Below are 17544 nucleotides of genomic sequence, written 5' to 3'. Positions count from 1 at the left end.
TGGCGCCATGACGCAGCGCACCCTGGCCGGCATCCTGGCCGTGCCGCTGCTCATCGGCCTGTGGCTGGTGGCCGCCCTGGTGCCGCTGCCCTACGTCACCTACGAGCCCGGGCTCACCGTCGACGTGCTCGGCGACAACGACAAGGGCAAGGAGATCATCGAGGTCTCCGGGCGCAAGGCGTACCGCGACGACGGCCAGCTGCGGATGACGACCGTCTACGTCTCCCAGCCCCGGCCCGAGGGCAGGAACAACCTCTTCGAGCTGATGCGCGACTGGACCAGCGACGAGGCCGCGGTCTACCCCTACGACGCGGTCTACCGCAAGGACGAGACCGTCCAGCAGAACCGCGACGAGGGCGCCGCCCAGATGACCTCCTCCCAGGACGCCGCCACCGCGGTCGCGCTGGAGGAGATGGGGTACGACGTCACCGAGCCGGTCGTCGCGGCCGTCTCCGACGGCACGCCGGCCGACGGCGCGCTCGAGACCGGCGACGCGATCCTCGCCGTCGGCGGCGCGAAGGTCACGACGTCCGAGGAGGTCGTCGAGGAGGTCACCTCCGCCGAGGCGGGCCGGCCGATCACCTTCGTCGTACGCCGCGACGGCGACCGCACCCGCGTCGAGGTCACGCCCGAGGACGTCGACGGCCGTCCCCAGGTGGGCATCTCGGTCGGCACCGAGGCGAAGGCGGACCTGCCGGTCGACGTCACCATCAACGTCGACTCGAGCATCGGCGGACCGAGCGCGGGGCTGATGTTCTCCCTCGGCATCTACGACACGCTCACCCCCGGCTCGCTGACCGGCGGGCAGACCATCGCGGGCACCGGGACCATGGACGCCGCGGGCCAGGTCGGCCCGATCGGCGGCATCCAGCAGAAGATCGTGGGTGCGCGGGACGCCGGCGCGAAGCTGTTCCTCGTGCCGCCGGGCAACTGCGCGGACGCGCTCGGCGCCCCGAACGAGGACATGCGGCTGGTCCGGGCGGACACCATGCACGACGCCCGGCTCGCCATCGAGGCCTGGGTGCAGGACCCCGACGCCGACCTGCCCGGCTGCACGGGGGCGTCCTCGTGACCGAGTTCGACCAGGCCCTGGACGCCGACCCGGCGCTGGCCGCCGCCGTCCTCGAGATCGAGGGGCACGCCGCCGAGGGCGGCTGGGACCAGCCCGCCCGGCTCTACGCGCTCGTCGACACGCGGACCATCGTCGAGCACGAGCCCGCGCTCGCCGCCGCGATGGGCCTGGACGAGTCCTCGGCCCTGGGCTCGCTGACGCCGGTCGAGCAGGACCAGCTCGCGCCCGACCGGCCGCTCGAGGTCGCGCTCCAGTCGATGAGCTGGCCGCCGAGCGTCGCGGGCTGCGCCGCCGTGGTCGAGCGGCTGGTGCTGCCGCCGGACGCCGATGCGGTGATCCCCGAGGACCCGGTCGCGGCGGAGGAGTTCGCCCGGGAGCACCCGGACCGGCAGGAGGTCCGGATCGCCGCCGGCGCCACCCGCGCCGGGGCGACGTACTGTGCACTGCGCCTGCGCGCCCACGACGACGACCAGTCGGTGGTGGGCGGCGTGGACCTGGTGCCCCAGCTGCTGCAGCTGCTGGGCGCCACGCTGGAAGAGGAGAGCGACGCATGAGCGACTTGTTCGACGAGGGCGGTCGGGAGGCCACGCCGCCGCGGCGGGGGTCGCGCCGCTCGCGCGCGCTGATCGTCACCGCGGTGGTGCTGGTGCTCGCCTTCCTCGGGCTGAGCACGTTCGCGAACCTCTACACCGACCGGCTCTGGTACCAGGACGGTGGCTACTCCGGCGTCTTCGCCACGATGTTCTGGACCCGTGCGCTGCTGTTCGCCGTCTTCGGCCTGCTGATGGCCGTGGTGGTGGGGCTCAACGTCTACCTGGCCTATCGGTTCCGGCCGTTCTTCCGCCCGAACTCCCCGGAGCAGACCGGCCTCGACCGCTACCGCGACGCGGTCACGCCGATCCGCACCTGGCTCCTCGTCGGCGTCGCGGTCGTGCTCGGCGCGTTCGCGGGCAGCTCCGCGATCGGCGAGTGGCGCAACTACCTGCTCTGGCGCAACGGCGGCTCGTTCGGCCAGGAGGACGCCTGGTTCGGCAGGGACATCGGCTTCTACGTCTTCGACCTGCCCTGGCTGCAGTACCTGGTCAACTTCGCGATGGCGGCGCTCGTCGTCGCGCTGATCGCCGCGGCCGTCGTGCACTACCTGTACGGCGGGATCCGGCTGCAGGCCGCGCGCGACCGGCTCTCCGGCCCGGCGCAGGTGCAGCTGTCGATCCTGCTCGGCCTGTTCGTGCTGGCGAAGGCGGCCGACTACTACCTGGACCGGTTCGACCTGGTCACCCAGAGCGGCGGGCTGATCACCGGCATGACCTACACCGACGAGAACGCGGTGCTGCCGGCCAAGAACATCCTGCTCGGCATCTCGGTGATCTGCGCGATCCTCTTCTTCGTCAACGTCTGGCGGCGCACCTGGCTGCTCCCGTCGGTCGGCCTCGCACTGCTCGCGGTCTCCGCGATCCTGCTCGGCATGATCTGGCCGGGCATCGTGCAGCAGTTCCAGGTCAAGCCGTCGGAGGCCGACAAGGAGAAGAAGTACATCGCGGCCAACATCGAGGCCACCCGGGCGGCGTACGACATCGAGGACGTCGAGGTCAACCAGGTCAACGACGCCACCATCGAGAACGCCGACGGGTCGGCCCTCGCGGCCGAGACCATGTCGGTCCCGCTGGTCGACCCGAAGCTGGTGAGCGAGACCTTCGAGCAGGTGCAGCAGGAGCGGGCCTACTACTCGGTCGCCGACGTCCTGGACGTCGACCGCTACACGATCAACGGGACCGACCGCGCCCTCGTCCTCGGCGTCCGCGAGCTCGACCAGAGCGGCATCAACGACAACGACCGGAACTGGACCAACCTGTCCACCGTCTACACGCACGGCTCCGGCATCATCGCCGCGTTCGGGAACCAGCGCAGCGCCACCAACCAGGTCCCGTCGCTGAGCTCCGAGGACGAGCCGGAGTGGGCAGAGGGCCAGGGGCGCGGCGAGGACGCGCTCACGACCGCCACCGGCGGCTTCGAGCAGCGGGTGTACTTCGGCGAGGAGAGCCCCGACTACTCCGTGGTCGGCAAGGCCAGCCCGGACGCCCAGGACGTCGAGCTGGACCTGCCGACGGGCGGCGAGGACGCCTCGGGCGGCGAGGACGAGACCACGACGTACGACGGCGCGGGCGGGGTGCCGATCGGCAGCACCTTCCGCCAGCTGCTGTACGCCGTGAAGTTCGGCGAGCCGAACTTCCTGCTGTCCGGCCGGGTCAACGACAACAGCCAGGTGCTCTACAACCGCGACCCGCGCGCCCGGGTCGAGAAGGTCGCTCCGTGGCTGACGGTCGACTCCGACCCCTACCCGGCGATCGTCGACGGGAAGATCGTCTGGGTGCTCGACGGCTTCACGACGACCGACCGGTACCCGGGCTCGGAGAAGGAGTCGTTCGAGACGATGACCGACGACTCGCTGCAGACCAACACCGGGCTGCGCACGCTGCCCACCGACGAGATCAACTACATGCGCAACGCGGTCAAGGCGACCGTCGACGCCTACGACGGCACCGTGACGCTCTACGAGTGGGACGAGGAGGACCCGATCGTCCAGGCGTGGATGAAGGCGTTCCCCGGGACCGTGCAGCCGAAGGAGGACATCCCGGCCGGGCTGACGGAGCACCTGCGCTACCCCGAGGACATGTTCAAGGTGCAGCGCTACCAGTACGCGCGCTACCACGTCACCGACGCGACCAACTGGTACAACGGAAACGACCGCTGGGCCGTCCCGACCGATCCGAACGCGCCGAGCAGCCTGCAGCCGCCGTACCGCCTCTTCGTGAACCAGCAGGCCGCCGGTGGCGACGACGAGGTCTTCTCGCTGACCTCGACGCTGGTGCCGTTCAACAAGAACAACCTGGCGGCGTTCGTCTCGGTCAACTCCGATGCCACCTCGCCGGACTACGGCAAGATGCAGGTGACCCAGCTGGCCGACCAGAGCGTCAAGGGGCCGGGTCAGATCGCCAACGACTTCAACTCCGACAGCGACGTCGCCGACCGGCTGGCGCAGTTCAACCGCAGCGGCGGCCAGGCGATCTTCGGCAACCTGCTCACCCTGCCGATCGACGACGGGTTCATCTACGTCGAGCCGGTGTACGCCGTTCGCGCGGGGTCGAGCGTCAGCTACCCGAGCCTCGCCTACGTGCTGGTCTCCTACAACGGCGAGGTCGGCATCGGCACCTCGCTCCCCTCGGCCCTCGCGGACGCCCTCGACCAGAGCCTGCCCCAGACCGGCGGTGGCGGCGGTGACAACGGCGGCGGGAACGGCAACGGAAGCGGGAACGGCGGCGAGCCCACCGGCTCCGTGGTCAGCCGGATCCGCGACTACCTCGACCGGGCCCAGGAGAAGTTCACCGCCGCCGACCGGGCCCTGGCGGACAAGGACACCGTCGCCTGGGCCCGGCTGACCGAGCAGGGCAAGAAGCTCGTCCAGCGCGCCTTCGCCCTCTCCAACCAGCTGCCGGACGACAACTCCACCCCGTCCGACCCGCAGGGCTGACCGCCCGGATTTGGCCGACCCGACCCCACCCGGTAAGGTCGTCCTCGCCGACGCGGGGTGGAGCAGCTCGGTAGCTCGCTGGGCTCATAACCCAGAGGTCGCAGGTTCAAATCCTGCCCCCGCTACGAGGAAAGGCCCTCTGACCAGCGGAAACGCTGGTCAGAGGGCCTTTCAGGTTTCTGACCAGAAGCAATAAGTGGGCGGAAATTGGGCTCTTTGTGTGGGCACTTAGCGCGCGTCCCCCCGGGCGCGAACATGCAAGTGCCCTCGCCGTGAACACAGCGAGGGCACTCTCGAGTGGGCGGGCCGAGTGGGGCCTCGTCACGTCTTTGGCGTAATGGGCGGCCGGAACCGTTCGAGGTAGTCGGTCAGGTCAGGCGCGACCTTGGCCTTGTGGATGTAGTGCTCCAGCGTGATGTCCTCGTTGGCGTGACCCAGTTGGGCTTGCGCCGCCTTCGAGTCGACCGTCTGGTCGATCAGCGTCGCGACCGACTTGCGGAAGGTATGGAACGTGACCCAGTCGTAGGCGGTGCCATCGACTACCCGGTTCCACAACCGTTCCCAGTTGGAGACCTGACGCCACGTTCCGTTGCGGGTCGTAAAGACCGCGCCGTTCCTATTCGCGGGACTCTCGATCATCCGGCGCATCAGGATGTCGACGGCGAATGGTGGGAGAAACAGGGTCCGGTAGCCGGCGTCCGATTTCGTCCACGGCTGGCGGAACGTCCCCTTACCGGTCTCGGTGACGATCGTGCCCGACACTGTCAGGGTCGGGGTCTCGGAGGAGAGGTCAATCTCGGGGTAGATGAAGCCGGCTGCTTCGCCGATGCGACATCCAGTGGCGAGCATCAGGTCGACGATGTCGCGGAGGTCGGCCGACATCCGCGGCCCGGGTCGCTTGCGCTTCATCTCGGTGTCGATGAGCGCACGGACCTGGTTGACCTGCTCGAGATCGAGGTAGGTGATCTCCTTCCGCGGCCGTGAGATCCGAGCGACCTCCTTGACCGGGTTCGCCGGGATGGCGTCATGCCGGACTGCGACGCCGAACATCTGGTGCAGCGCGTTCCGCAGCTTCGTCACGTCCGCTCCAGTCGCGGCGCGGTCCTTGATGACTCGGTCGATGACACTTGTGCGGCAGTCGGCGATTCTCCGCTGCCCGATTGCCGGAAGCACCTGGTTGTTCACCACGCTCCGATAGGCGCGCAGCGAATTGGCGCTGACGTTGTTGTCGACCTCCTTCTCCTTCAGCCAGAAGGCGGCCAACTCGGCGATCGACCTCTGTGGGGTCAGTTCGCCGTCCCCCACATCTGAACCCTTCAGGGCCTGCAGTTTCTGGATGAGGGCGGTTCGGGCGGCCGACTCGCTGTGAGCGCGAGCGCGCTGCTTGGCTACACGGCCACTGAAGAGGGCATAGCGAGCCTCGGCCTGGTAGGTCCCGGTCTTGGTCCGCGTGACGCTGATCTTCCCCCAGGTCCCAGGGGGCATCGGTGGGCGACCGCTCACCGGCCGGCCTCACGCGAACGCAACGAGCTGACTCCCAGGGCATTTGAGTTACGAGACATGGTGACTTCTCCGTGGCGGTGGTGGATCGGAAATCGTACCCAGATCAGGCGGGGCGCGCGTCGGTGTGGAGGTCGAGGTAGTTCTCGATCTCACTGCGCCGGTACCGGATGCCGTTGCCGACCTTGATCGCGCGCGGTCCTCGGCTTCGGCTCCGCCACTGGTACAGCGTGCCCTTAGGGACGCCTAGCCAGTCCGACACCTGGTCGACGGTCAGGAGCGGGTCGTAGGCGGGACCGTACGTCGACGGGGACGCTGACCGGCCGGGCGCGCCGGTCGGTGCCGAGAGTTCTGCCGAGTGGGCCTGCTCCGCCCTCTCCGTGGCTGACTTCTCTCGCGCATCGAGTACCGCTCGTGCCTGCCTCTGTGCCGCAGTTGGTCGTGCCATGGTGGTTCAGTCCCTCATCCCAGGGCCAGCCGGGCTGTCGTTACGTGTTCCCGGTTGGCCTTCGGCTGGCGCAAGCCACGGGGCAACTTGATCCGCTGCCAGCAACGGGTCGAACTGGGCAACTCCGTCGGAATCGACCGGCATGGCGACCGGATGCGCGGGGCGCTGTTCCGGAGGGGGATGGCTGCGCTGAGTCGTGGTCTTCCCTGGCTTGGCAGCCGTCGTGGTGTTGCCAGTCGAGCTCGATGGAGGCTGCTGGCCGACTGTTCGGCGGCGGGCCTGGAGTTCGGCCTTGGACGGACGACACACGGCAGGTCCCCTCTCTCACTGGCCGTAGCCGCTCGTGCCGAGGCTGCGCGCGGCGGGGAATGGGGACGGTGGCTGCGACGCGGTCGGCGTCATGTCGAGGGTCCGACGCAGAGCGGCCCGTTGCAGCGGGTTGTTGAACTGTGCGACCGGCAACTTGGGTGCTGGCATGTTGATCAGGTCGGTGAGGGTGGCCTCCAGCCGCGAGCGTCGTCCGACCCGGACAGGCCCGTCCGCGTGACGAGGGTTGCCGTCACGCAGGTTGCTGTTGGTACGTAGCAGTTCGCGGCGCAGTGCCTTGCCCAGGTTGTGGGTGACCTCGTGGGTTGCCTTGGCCAGCTCGACCATCTGCGTGGGCTGCAGCCGGATCGGCACGCCTTGGTCTTCCATCCGGGCCACCGCGGTCGTGAGCTCGCTTTGCTGCCAGAAGCGGCGCATGTTCGGGTCCCGTACCTCGGAGACGTCGAGCAAGTGGCTGATCTGGGGCTGCAACGACTCCAGCACCTCGGCCCGTTCCTCGAAGAGCGCCGCGAACTTGCCGGTCTTGACCGACTGGCCGGCGGCCTTCGCGAACGCACGGCACAGGTAGAGCTGGCTGGCCGTAACCTGCCGCGCGGAGTCGGCGGTGATCTCCGGCTCAGCGGCGTAGAACGCGTCGGAGGCATGGAGTGGGCGCAGGAACCGGGCAAGGCGTTGCTGTGCGGCCGCCAGGTCGTCAGGCGTCGAGACCAGCGACACCGGCTCCACCACCGTCGACGGCGCCGCCTGCCGCAGGCGAGGGGTGGCCGCTTCGGGGCTCGCGCTCGTGGCATGCCACGTCGCGACCCGGGCTGTCTGGGAGAGCACCATGCGCTTCTCGTCCAGCCTCATCGCGTCATCCGGTCGCTGATGCTCAGCCAGCAGGCCGACCTCCTCAAGGCGGGAGTCGAGCACGACGACCGCTTCTAGGGCCACCGACACGTCGCGCATCACCCACCAGCCGGCCCCCGGATCGGTGCGCCAAGGCTGCTCGGCGGCCGCCGAGAGCGCATGAGAGGCCGCCAGCAGCTCGATGGCCGCCGCTCGCCACGCCTCGACCGTCGGATCGGTCGAGGCGGGAGTGAGGTAGTCGGCGGGGGAGCGGCGCTCGTCGAGGGGGAGCGTGGGGAGTGCGAAGGCGATGTTGTCCACCAGCGTCGCCAGCTTCTCGTCCAGCCCAGCCAGTGTCGGCTTCGGCGTACGAGCTGGCAGGTGGTCCGGCGGCGGATACCAGCTGTCCTGGCCGACGTCGTAAAGCCGCTGCCGCAGCGCGTCGACCACCGCCTGGCGGCAATGCAGCAGCTGGTCGACCGCGACCTCGTCGGCCGGGATCACGTCATCGCGGATCAGGTCGTTCAGCGCCTGCGCCGCGTTCTCGGCGTGCTCGCCATAGGTGGAGACCGTCATCGCGGGCCACCAGCCGGGCGCCGTACGGGCCGAGTCGTTGCCATGCCCGGAGAAGCAACCGCCGCGGTGTCGGATCGGACACCGCGGCGGGAAATGCTTGTGGAGACGGGCGACTACCTGCCGGGCGGGCCGGGGGAGCGGTCTCCCGGCTCCGCGACGCCCTCGGCGTCCGGCCGGCTCTCATCCGGGCCGGGTGGGTGCAGTGCGCCGGCCCGCAGCAGCCCGCGACGGGCCGTCACTTAGGCGGCATTGCGCGGCGGGGTGGGGTCGGGGTCCCCGAAGTGGCTCGGGTCACCCGGGTCGATCAGCGTGACCCGGTGCTCGTAATCGGCGCACATCTTGGCGATCGAGGCCGGATCCGTGGCCACGTACACGTCATCGAGCCACTCGTTGCAGTTGGTGTCCTCGGCGAAGCCGTCGATGAGGGGCGAGTCCTGCATGGCGGCCACCGCCTGCTCGTAGGACGAGTACGGGCCCACGACCTCCGGCCGCGGGTGCACCGAGTCGGCGAACCAGCGCGGGGTCACCCACCATCCCGACGCCTCGGGGCCGCCGTGCGCGTGGAGGTAGTCGGTCCAGGCCGAATCGTTCGGCAGCGCGTTGGTCATGTCCGGAGAAGCAACCGCCGAGGTGCAGGATCGGACATCTTGACCCTGACGTGACTACATGCAGTCTCAGACAGGGTCAGGCCGCCGGTGCGGCTATGTCAGGTGTGCAGACGAGGACGTCGCGGTCGACCGCGGGCGAGCTGCTGGTCGAGGCAAACAGAGTCGAGGCCGCGGCGGATCGCCGTGAGCGAGGTAGTGGGGGAGAGGTGGCCGTGCCCGGTGCAGATCAGCGGCATCGCGATCGATGAGACGCCCAGCTCGCTGGCCCGCTGGACGGCGCTGCAGGCGCACGATCCGACCGATGCCGCGGTCATCGCAGGGTTCCTAGGCGACAGCGGCCACGCCGCGGCGCAGCAGCCGGCGAGCTGAGTCGAGGCGGAGGGTGTGCTGGAGTACCTGCGAGTCCGCCAGAAGCGCGGTGAGGCGCTGCTCGAGGTCGGCCAGCCCGGACCGAAGGTCGCCGATCTGCACCGGTACGTAGCGGGCCGGGCGCCGCTGCCCGAAGTCGGTGAGCTCGGCGCGGGCCATACCCAGGAACGGCAACACCATGGCGTGCCCGTCCTGCCCGGTCGCGCCCTCGAGCGAGGCAAGCAGAGAGACCGCATAGACGAAGTCCGGGGTCGCGTCGTACACGTCACCGGCGCGGTCAGTGGTGGGAACAGGCATCAGGTGTTGTCCTTTCGAGAGAGGCCGGCAGCGGACCCGACCCCGCTACCCAGTGGAACAGAACAGGCGAGCACAGCACGCCCGGCACGCCCGAACCGGTGGAGAACGGCGCCGCAGGGCCCCGCCTGTGGACAGGAACTGGACCCCTCCCGGAGCGGTCTCATCTCGACCACCCCGGTGTGCCCGGCGGCCGCGGACCCTCGTCAGGCCGCGGCGGGGGAGGAGGCGAAGGCGCGATCGCGGGGCGACCCGTGTGGCCCGCCTGGCCCGGCTGACCTGGCGGGTTGGTTGGGGTGTTGGGCTGGGATCCGTTGGCTGCGGGTGCGGGTGCGGGGTCGTGCTCGGTCGCGTGTTCGCCGGCGGCCCTCTCGGCGCTGCCGGCTGCCAGCTCGGCCGAGAGCCGGTCCCGCTTCGCGCGCACCTCGGCCAGTTCGCCGGCACGCGGGAAAACGTCGACCAGGCCAGCGTGGGCCTTCTCTGCCTCGCGGTTGATCTTGGTGGTGTCCATCTCAACGTCGTCGAGCACCCGCTCCAGGCGACGGGGGAGGTTCTCGACCCGCGTGACTAGGCCGATGTTCGGTTGACGCACGTCGCCGGCCTCGACGAGCAGGTGCACCCGCGGTACCTCGACGAGCGAGACGACGTACCTGGGCTGGCCCATCCACGAGTCCGCGGACACCTGCAGATGTAGGCCGCCGACGTCGCCGAGCGGTTGCGGGTAGCGCTGGTACGGCTGCACCGCTAGCAGGGCCCGCTGCAGCGCAGGGGCGGCATCGGCCCGCTTGCCGTACGCCGCGCCGTTGATCCGCATCGAGAACGCATCCCCGTCGGTGTCGCGGCGCAGCGGCATCGCCGCGATCAGCTGCTCGCGGTCGGTCGCCAGCCGCTCCAGCCGCGGCTCGGCCTCCCGGATCGTCGCAGCGAGACTGCGCTGGGCTGCCGCCCAGGCCCGCTCCAGGCGCTCCAGCTTGGTCGCGTCCGTCTCGGCCTTGGCCAGCTCCATGATCCGCGGGTCACCCGATGCGAGGGCCTTGACCTCGGCGTAGGAGAGGGCAGAGTCGCCGATGTCCTCGATCTCGCGCACATCCAACCGGCCGCGCATCAGCTGGGAGGGATCTGGTGAGTCTCGAAAATCTGAAAGTCGAGTTTCTGGCTGGGGTTGGTGGTGGTCGAAATTCGTCGGGGTCGAGGTGTCCGATCTGGGTCGGTCGAGGTTGCTTCTTGCTTGTGAAGGGTCGCGGTGGATTTCCGTGACGTGACGATCAAGGAAGAGGTGATCCCCGATGGGGAAGGCGACGCAGGCACTGGCGGGTCGCGATCGGGCTCGGGATGCCCGGCTGAAGGCGGCGCGGGAGCGGCGGCTTCAGTTGGACCCGGATCAGCTGGCCCGGGAGCGGCGCATCGATGAGGCGTCGGTCGACGTGGAGGTCGCCTGGGAGGAGAGGGCGCAGGCCGAGCAGGCGATCACGGATGCGGAGATCGCGGCCGCGGCCGCGATCGAGCGCCTCCTCGCGGAGCGGCTCGCGGTCAAGGACGTCATGCAGCTGACCGGACTCGACCAGGCGACGGTACGTCGACTGCGCCAGCTCGAGACCGACTCCGACGACGACGCCGGCACCACTGGTGAGGGCGCCGGCGTCGAGGTGGCGTGATGGCGAGCCAGCCGACCATCGTGACCGGCCGCAGGCGGCAGCACGCGCTGCTGCGGTCGTGGTCGGGCTGGCCGCTGACCTCGATCCTGATCGACCCTGCCGAGGTCGCCCACGCCCGGGAGGCCGGCTGGTCGGCCACCAATCACCACGACCCGGAGACAGGGGAGCGGATCGTCGGCACGGCTGGCGGGCTCGGGTTTGGCGTCGACGGCGGCTGGCACAACCCGGTTGAGGTGATCCCGTGGACAGAAATCGAAGCGATCGCGCGGGCGGTGCCTGATGAGGTCCGTCAGCAGTTGGTGGAGTTCCGGGCGAGGTGGCGCGACCACCAGGTCGCCTACCCGCGGTTCGTCGCGAGCGCGGACGCGATCGGGTGTGGCCCGATCGTTCCCGGTCAGCCACATGCGCCACGCCAGGAGGCCTACGTGCGTGAGCACGAGGCCTTCGAGGCCAGCGGCGTGCTGCCGGCCTGGGAACAGAAACGGGCCGTCCTCGACGCGGAGCGGCTGGGCCTGCACGCCCGGGCACTCTCCGTGGACGCCGACTCGGATGCCGGCGACCTCCTCGAGCTGCTGGACGACCAGAAGGTCGACGCGAGCGCGGAGAAGCCGGGCACCGCGGCCGCGGCCGGGCCGCCATCGTCGACGGATCGGCCGGCGCTGCGACCACCCGCACCCGGCACGACCCCTGCGGCGCTGGCAGCAGGATCGTCGAGCCCGATCGCGCCAACCACGGGAGGAGTGGGCCGATGATCGCGAGCAAGCCGGTCCGGCTCATGTCGCTGGCGATCGTGACACTGGTGGCCCTCGCCGGCGTACGGAGCATCGTCGGCGGCACCGGGTCCAGCGGCGACCTGTTCGATGGCGCGGGCGCCGACTCCCTGGCCGCCGGCAAGCGGACACCCGGCGTCGTCGCCTACGTCTTGGACGGCGACATGGTCAAGGTCACCACTCCCAACGGCCGGGACGTCCGAGTGCGGTTGCTCGGCATCGTTCATTAGTCAAGTCTGGTGTCGGGATTGGGCTTGTAGCGCCCAGTGGCAGCGGAAGCTGTCGTAGTCGGCACACGGGGAACGCCGAAACGGAAGGTTTCGGTAACGGGATTGACTTGCCGCTGTGGGTGTCACAGGACGCCCCCGTCCCGGTGACGGAGCCCGGATGGCTCCTATGGGACGTCCGCCGGGTCGGGCCAGGATGGTCGTCTTGCCTGTGTGTTCACCGTTTGTGGTTCGCCTTGTGCGAACGGGTCGCTGCTCCCGACATCGGCTGAGCCAGTGGCGATCGAGTCGCGTGAGTCACCGCGTCGATCCGCCCACTATGGGGCGCCCATTTCGCCGCGTTCGTCGAGCACCGAGCTACCAGCGAGGCCCTCGCCGGTCATCCCGCCGGGCTCTCCTCTTGGGCGAGTCGCTGTCGTTGCCGCTCATGCACGCCCGCACCGACTCTCCGCCGCAACAGGGCCGATCCGTGGGTCGTCGGGAACGCCCCGTATCGAGGCGATCGAGGAACCCGGTTCACGATCGAGACGCTCCAGGTCAACGCGTACGCGTTCCTTTGACCATGCCCGCAACGCCAGCGCCAAATACGGCGCCACGAGCATCTCCATCCTCGCCACGAAGTAGGCGCACTGGGTGCCTGAGAGCCCGAGCGTCTTCACCAAGTCCCCTTGTGCATCACCGGGCCGTACGACTCAATTCCGCTGGAGGCCGGCGGCCACTGCGACTTGGAGGCCGAGCTCGTCGCGGTGGTGGGCAATCGAGCCGACCGCGTGCATGAGCGCAAGGCCTGGGACCACGCGGCGGGGCTGACGGTGGGGCAGGACATGTCCGAGCGCCGAGCCCAGGGCGCTGGCCCCATGCCGCAGTTCAGCATGGCGAAGTTTCATCGCCGACAACACGCTCGTGCTCGACCTTCCGACACTCGCGCCCGACCTGCCTCCGACTCGGCCCGCAGGGGCCATACCGAACTGCAGTGGCATCGGTTGGATCGTGCGGCACACGACACGGAAGATTGACACCCCGTCGACCTCACGTGCTCATTCTTTGAATGAGAGCGCATCTGCGGCGCTCGCAAATACTCTGCGGAGGCCAAGCGTGTAGGGCAGCCGCACTACGAGCGCGCGGTCAGCTGCCACGATCCGAACCTGACTCCCGGCCGCTTTCAGGTCTCGTCCGACCGAGACCAGCACGGCGATGCCCGTGTGGTCCACGTCGTCCAGGGCGCTGAGGTCGAGAACCGTCACCTCAGTGACCCCTTGTTCGAAGAGATTCTTGGCGGCGCGGGTCAACTGAACAGCCTCTGGGAAGCGCAAGGAACCAGATACGCGCACAATCGTGGCGCTGTATTCCCGGGCAAGTTCGATGCCGAGCCCACCCGGTGTGTGGGCACGAGCTGATCAATTGGAGGCGTCATCGAGAGCGGCTGAGACGCGGCGGTGGGCTTCCCAGATCTCCACAGGCATGTTGTCGAACTGGGCCAGGTGCTCGGCGCGGTGGGTCATCTCCTGCTGCCAGCGCGGAACATCAATCGAAGGGATGGTTTCAAGGTCCTCTGGGTTGATGTCGACGCCTTCGAGGTTGAGTTCTTCCTTGGTCGGGATGATGCCGACCGGGGTCTGGCGACCCTTGACCTCACCGTTCTTGAGCTGCAGGAGCCACAGCAGCGGGCGAAGGTTGTCGCGGTAGCCGGGCCACAGGAAGCGGCCGTCGTCGCCACGCTGGAACCAGTTGACGTGCGCGAAGATCGGCTGATCCTTCGCCGCCCCGACGATCTTCACGTAATGCGCGGCGTAGTCGCCCTCACCGTAGGCCATGAAGGGGCGGTTCGACATCGGGTCGTAGCGGAGCACGCCCTCCTTGCCCTCGGCCGCGGCGGTCGCCTCGGCACCCAGGGTCAGGCCGTCGTAGACACCCTCGGCGAGGTCGGTGATCGCACGGATCAGCGGCTCGCGGTCGCGCGTGCGGCCACCGAAGATGATCGCGTCGATCGGCACACCTGCGGCGGCGTTGTAGTCCTTGGCGATGTTGGGGACGTTGTCGAGCGTCGTGGTGAACCGGCTGTTCGGGTGTGCCCAAGGAAGATCAGCCTCGTCCTCGGACCTGCCCGAGATCGGGTTGCCCTTCCAGTCCAGCCAACCGGCCGTGTCGGCCGGCGGTAAGGGCGTGCGGCCCTCCCACCAGACCTCCTGGGTCGTGGGGTTGTAGGCGATGTTCGTGAAGATCGCGCCGGTGCCCGGGTCGACCGAGGCCAGGGCGGTCGGGTTGGTGCCTTCGTTGGTCCTTGGCGACACCGAAGACGCCGAACTCAGGATTCATCCCGTAGAGCTTGCCGTCCTCCTCATCGACCCAGAGCCACGCGATGTCGTCGCCGTAGAACGACACTTGGTAGCGGTCGCCGAGGGCGGCGGGAGCCAGCATCATCGCGAGGTTCGTCTTGCCGGAGGCACTCGGGAAGCCGCCACAGATGTGGTACGTCTTGCCGGTCTCTTTTCGTGGATGCCGATGAGCATGTACTGCTCGCCGAGGAACTTCTTCGAGGCCCAGCCGTCGTACGCCGCCTGGCGCAGGCCGTGGGCGATCTTGCCGAGCAGCGCGTTGCCGCCGTACGACGAGCCGAAGTGCAGGATCGTGCGCTCGTCGGCGACGGTCACGAAGTAGCGCTGGTCCTCGGGCGTGCCTTGGCCGAGGTTCTCCAGGTCGCCGGTGACATGCACGGCACGGACGAATTGGTTGGGGTCCTCGAGCTTCTCGAGGTACTCGACGCCGGTGCGCGACATCCGGTTCATGTGCAGCACGACGGTGCGGGCGTCGGTCACCTGCACACCAGTGGCATACGGCGCCAACTCGTTGCCAGGAGGTGCCATCAGATAGGGGATGACGTACATCGTCTTGCCCGCAGAGGCGCCACGCATGCGCTCCTTGAGCAAGGGCTTCATCTCTGCCGAGTGGTGCCAGTTGTTGTAGACGCCGCGGTCCTCGACGCTGCTGCTGACCACCATGGTCCGCGCCTCGGAGCGGGCGGTGTCCTTGTGGTAGCTACGGGAGTAGTAGCGACCCTCGCCGGCGGGCAGGAGTTCCCCGGCGTCGAGCGCTTCGGCGATCAGCCGGGCGTCATCGACAGCAGTGACCATCTCGACGCGGTCGGCGCCGGTCAGCTCGGCCCAGTACTTCACGTACTCGCGCACCCGCTGGTTCTTGATCCCCGAGTCGTCCAGCACCTGGTCCACGTCAGCCGCGTCAACCATCGTCGTCCTCATCTATCGAGTGTCCGTCCGCGGAAACGCTACACGACTTGATAATGTTTGCAAGTCGTGTAATCTTCATGTTTGAGACGAACGGGTTCGGGACGCGCGAACAGGCCAAGGAATCAAGGTGTGGGTTACGTCATGAGTGTTCCCCTGTACCAGGCGAAGGCCGAGTTCTTCAAAACCCTCGGGCACCCGGCCCGGATCCGGATCCTTGAGCTGCTCGCCGACGGTGACCACGCAGTTCACGAACTGTTGGAGAAGATCGCCATCGAGCCCAGCAACCTCTCCCAACAGTTGGCTGTGCTCCGTCGTACCTCGCTGGTGGTTTCGCATCGACACGGCGGCGAGGTCGTCTATTCGGTCAGCGTTCCCGAGGTCCGTGATCTCCTCCTAGCGGCCAGGAGGATCTTGTCGGGGATCATCGCCTTGCAGGGTGAGCTCGAGGCCGAACTGACCCCCACTCCCCCGAGGTGACGAAGGCATCACACCCGGGAAGCACAGCGCTGGCTCGGACCAGACGGCTGCTGCCGCGTCGTGCTGACTGGACACACGCAAGGCCGACCCGCGACCTAACAGCTGGGCTAATGGTCGCTCTGGTCGCGCTTCCTCTGGCCCTGGGGTTTGGTGTCAGTTCGGGGATGGGCGCGACCGCGGGACTAGTCACAGCGATCGTTGCGGGCGCGGTGGCTGCGATCTTCGGAGGGAGCCGGGTCCAGGTCAGCGGACCAACCGGCGCCATGACGGTGGTCCTGGTGCCCATCATCGCGACCTACGGACCCGACGGGGTCCTCGTCGTCGGCCTGCTGGCCGGCATCATTCTGATCGGTCTCGGGTACGCCGGGGCGGGTCGGTTCATCCGCTACGTCCCGGTCCCGGTCGTGGAGGGCTTCACCGTCGGGATTGCAGTCATCATCGCGTTGCAGCAGGTGCCGGCGGCCCTGGGCGTCGACGTGCACGCGGAAAAGGTTCTGGTCCTGGCCGCCCGTGCCCTCCGGGCTTGGGGTGCTCAACCCGATTGGGTTCCTCTGGGGATCGCCGTCGCGGTCACGGCGCTGGTCTTGGGGCTGTCCCTGTTCGTGCCCCTGCTGCCCGGGTCCCTGATCGCCGTAGTCGCGGCGAGCGTCGCGAACGCCACGTTCGGTTGGGATGCAGCCACCATCGGCCACATCCCACGAAGCCTGCCGAGCCCCTCGCTACCCACCATTCCCTGGGGTGAGCTTGACGCGCTGCTTCTGCCGGCTGTCGCCGTAGCCGCTCTGGCGGCACTGGAGAGCCTTTTGTCGGCGACCGTCGCGGACGCAATGAGCGTGGGTCAACGCCACGACTCCGACCGCGAGCTGGCCGGGCAGGGATTGGCCAACCTGGTCTCCCCGCTGTTCGGCGGAATCCCGGCCACCGCAGCGATCGCACGCAGCGCCGTCAACGTCCGATCGGGCGCGACATCGCGTCCGGCCTCCCTGACCCACGCGATGGTGCTTCTGGTCGTGGTGTTGGTCGCGGCACGGTGGGTGGGCGAGATCCCGCGCGCGGCCTTGGCGGGGGTTTTGATCGCCACTGGTGTGCAGATGGTGCGGGTCTCCAGCTTGGCTGCGCTGCTTCGTTCGACGCGCGGCGACGCCGCGGTCCTGTCCACCACCGCGGCCGCAACCATCGTCTTCGACCTGGTCACCGCCGTCCTGATCGGTCTGGTCGTCGCCGTGTTCTTCGCCCTCCAGCAGACCGCTCGCTCGGCCAGGCTGGAGGAGATGCCGCTCGACGAGGCGGACCACGGCGATGAGGAGCGGTCGCTCCTGGATGAACACATCGTGGCCTACCGCCTGGACGGGCCACTCTTCTTTGCCGCCGCCCACGACTTCCTGCTCGAACTCACCGATGTGACCCGCGTGCGGGTCGTCATCCTGCGGATGTCGCGGGTCACGGCTATCGACGCCACCGGCGCCCACGTGCTCGCCGACACCATCAGCCGACTCGAGCACCGCCACATCACCGTCCTGCTCTCCGGTGTCCAGCCGCACCACGAACGGGTGTGAAGCGCCCCAGGTTCCTTGCCGGTCCTATACGGGTTGCGGCTCTCGGTTGAGAGTCGCGTAGTG

The 17544-nt window shown here is 68.7% G+C and carries 18 protein-coding genes, 1 tRNA gene and 1 pseudogene; 10 read left to right on the top strand and 10 right to left on the bottom strand.

Features of this window, described 5'->3' with window-relative positions; all coding sequences use genetic code 11:
• Positions 1 to 7 precede the first annotated feature (7 nt).
• The 4 genes from ACYVKX_RS12740 to ACYVKX_RS12725 all read left to right on the top strand — a co-directional run bounded on the left by ACYVKX_RS12740 (position 8) and on the right by ACYVKX_RS12725 (position 4726).
• On the top strand, positions 8 to 1072 hold the full coding sequence (locus ACYVKX_RS12740) for a YlbL family protein (RefSeq protein WP_460832808.1): 1065 nt from the start codon (positions 8 to 10) through the stop codon (positions 1070 to 1072).
• Entirely contained in the window at positions 1069 to 1626 is a 558-nt protein-coding gene (locus tag ACYVKX_RS12735; RefSeq protein ID WP_460832806.1) for a PPA1309 family protein, read from the top strand. Before ACYVKX_RS12740 ends, ACYVKX_RS12735 begins: the two co-directional genes overlap by 4 nt.
• Positions 1623 to 4601: a UPF0182 family membrane protein gene (locus ACYVKX_RS12730; protein ID WP_460832804.1), complete on the top strand. Its 2979-nt coding sequence runs from the start codon at positions 1623 to 1625 to the stop codon at positions 4599 to 4601. The genes ACYVKX_RS12735 and ACYVKX_RS12730 overlap by 4 nt, the downstream gene beginning before the upstream one ends.
• A 51-nt stretch (positions 4602 to 4652) precedes the next feature.
• Positions 4653 to 4726, top strand: a tRNA-Met gene (locus tag ACYVKX_RS12725).
• Between the two features lie 196 nt (positions 4727 to 4922).
• Here ACYVKX_RS12725 and ACYVKX_RS12720 read toward each other — a convergent pair.
• The 7 genes from ACYVKX_RS12720 to ACYVKX_RS12690 all read right to left on the bottom strand — a co-directional run bounded on the left by ACYVKX_RS12720 (position 4923) and on the right by ACYVKX_RS12690 (position 10656).
• The gene (locus ACYVKX_RS12720) at positions 4923 to 6104 is read right to left on the bottom strand and encodes a tyrosine-type recombinase/integrase (RefSeq protein ID WP_183593195.1); all 1182 of its coding nucleotides are present in this window, start codon (positions 6102 to 6104) and stop codon (positions 4923 to 4925) included.
• Positions 6105 to 6207: 103 nt separating this feature from the next.
• Entirely contained in the window at positions 6208 to 6549 is a 342-nt protein-coding gene (locus tag ACYVKX_RS12715) for a helix-turn-helix transcriptional regulator (protein WP_183593196.1), read from the bottom strand.
• 324 nt (positions 6550 to 6873) lie between these two features.
• The gene (locus ACYVKX_RS12710) at positions 6874 to 8280 is read right to left on the bottom strand and encodes a hypothetical protein (protein WP_460832801.1); all 1407 of its coding nucleotides are present in this window, start codon (positions 8278 to 8280) and stop codon (positions 6874 to 6876) included.
• 239 nt (positions 8281 to 8519) lie between these two features.
• Positions 8520 to 8888 (bottom strand): hypothetical protein, encoded by a 369-nt coding sequence (locus ACYVKX_RS12705; RefSeq protein WP_460832799.1) that lies wholly within the window; start codon positions 8886 to 8888, stop codon positions 8520 to 8522.
• 98 nt (positions 8889 to 8986) lie between these two features.
• Complete coding sequence (locus tag ACYVKX_RS12700) at positions 8987 to 9202, bottom strand: hypothetical protein (RefSeq protein ID WP_460832797.1); 216 nt, start codon at positions 9200 to 9202, stop codon at positions 8987 to 8989.
• A 10-nt stretch (positions 9203 to 9212) separates the two neighbouring features.
• Positions 9213 to 9554, bottom strand: a complete 342-nt coding sequence (locus tag ACYVKX_RS12695; RefSeq protein WP_460832795.1) for a hypothetical protein — start codon at positions 9552 to 9554, stop codon at positions 9213 to 9215.
• 160 nt (positions 9555 to 9714) lie between these two features.
• The gene (locus ACYVKX_RS12690; protein WP_460832793.1) at positions 9715 to 10656 is read right to left on the bottom strand and encodes a hypothetical protein; all 942 of its coding nucleotides are present in this window, start codon (positions 10654 to 10656) and stop codon (positions 9715 to 9717) included.
• Positions 10657 to 10837: 181 nt separating this feature from the next.
• Between ACYVKX_RS12690 and ACYVKX_RS12685 the strand changes: the two genes are divergently transcribed.
• The 4 genes from ACYVKX_RS12685 to ACYVKX_RS12670 all read left to right on the top strand — a co-directional run bounded on the left by ACYVKX_RS12685 (position 10838) and on the right by ACYVKX_RS12670 (position 13219).
• Entirely contained in the window at positions 10838 to 11206 is a 369-nt protein-coding gene (locus ACYVKX_RS12685) for a hypothetical protein (protein ID WP_460832791.1), read from the top strand.
• Positions 11206 to 11958, top strand: coding sequence for a hypothetical protein (locus tag ACYVKX_RS12680; RefSeq protein WP_460832789.1), 753 nt, complete (start codon positions 11206 to 11208; stop codon positions 11956 to 11958). Before ACYVKX_RS12685 ends, ACYVKX_RS12680 begins: the two co-directional genes overlap by 1 nt.
• Positions 11955 to 12206: a hypothetical protein gene (locus tag ACYVKX_RS12675; protein WP_460832787.1), complete on the top strand. Its 252-nt coding sequence runs from the start codon at positions 11955 to 11957 to the stop codon at positions 12204 to 12206. The genes ACYVKX_RS12680 and ACYVKX_RS12675 overlap by 4 nt, the downstream gene beginning before the upstream one ends.
• Before the next feature lie 665 nt (positions 12207 to 12871).
• Positions 12872 to 13219 carry a fumarylacetoacetate hydrolase family protein gene (locus ACYVKX_RS12670; protein WP_460832785.1) on the top strand — a complete coding sequence of 116 codons (348 nt, stop codon included), beginning with the start codon at positions 12872 to 12874 and terminating at the stop codon, positions 13217 to 13219.
• Between the two features lie 21 nt (positions 13220 to 13240).
• Here the strand turns inward: ACYVKX_RS12670 and ACYVKX_RS12665 are convergent, their stop codons facing one another.
• From ACYVKX_RS12665 to ACYVKX_RS12655, 3 genes and pseudogenes are all read right to left on the bottom strand, one after another.
• The gene (locus tag ACYVKX_RS12665) at positions 13241 to 13567 is read right to left on the bottom strand and encodes an STAS domain-containing protein (protein ID WP_460833143.1); all 327 of its coding nucleotides are present in this window, start codon (positions 13565 to 13567) and stop codon (positions 13241 to 13243) included.
• Positions 13568 to 13600: 33 nt separating this feature from the next.
• Positions 13601 to 14669, bottom strand: a pseudogene (locus tag ACYVKX_RS12660) (phosphoenolpyruvate carboxykinase domain-containing protein).
• Positions 14621 to 15448, bottom strand: a complete 828-nt coding sequence (locus ACYVKX_RS12655) for a hypothetical protein (protein WP_460832783.1) — start codon at positions 15446 to 15448, stop codon at positions 14621 to 14623. Before ACYVKX_RS12655 ends, ACYVKX_RS12660 begins: the two are co-directional and overlap by 49 nt.
• Positions 15449 to 15589: 141 nt before the next feature.
• Here ACYVKX_RS12655 and ACYVKX_RS12650 point away from each other — a divergent pair, with 141 nt between their 5' ends.
• Both ACYVKX_RS12650 and ACYVKX_RS12645 read left to right on the top strand, forming a co-directional pair.
• Entirely contained in the window at positions 15590 to 15925 is a 336-nt protein-coding gene (locus tag ACYVKX_RS12650; RefSeq protein WP_460832781.1) for an ArsR/SmtB family transcription factor, read from the top strand.
• On the top strand, positions 15922 to 17481 hold the full coding sequence (locus ACYVKX_RS12645; protein ID WP_460832778.1) for a SulP family inorganic anion transporter: 1560 nt from the start codon (positions 15922 to 15924) through the stop codon (positions 17479 to 17481). Before ACYVKX_RS12650 ends, ACYVKX_RS12645 begins: the two co-directional genes overlap by 4 nt.
• Positions 17482 to 17544 lie beyond the last annotated feature (63 nt).

Source organism: Nocardioides hungaricus, assembly GCF_054782915.1.
Note: the sequence above shows the minus strand (reverse complement) of the source record. Positions and strands in the feature narration are given on the sequence as shown.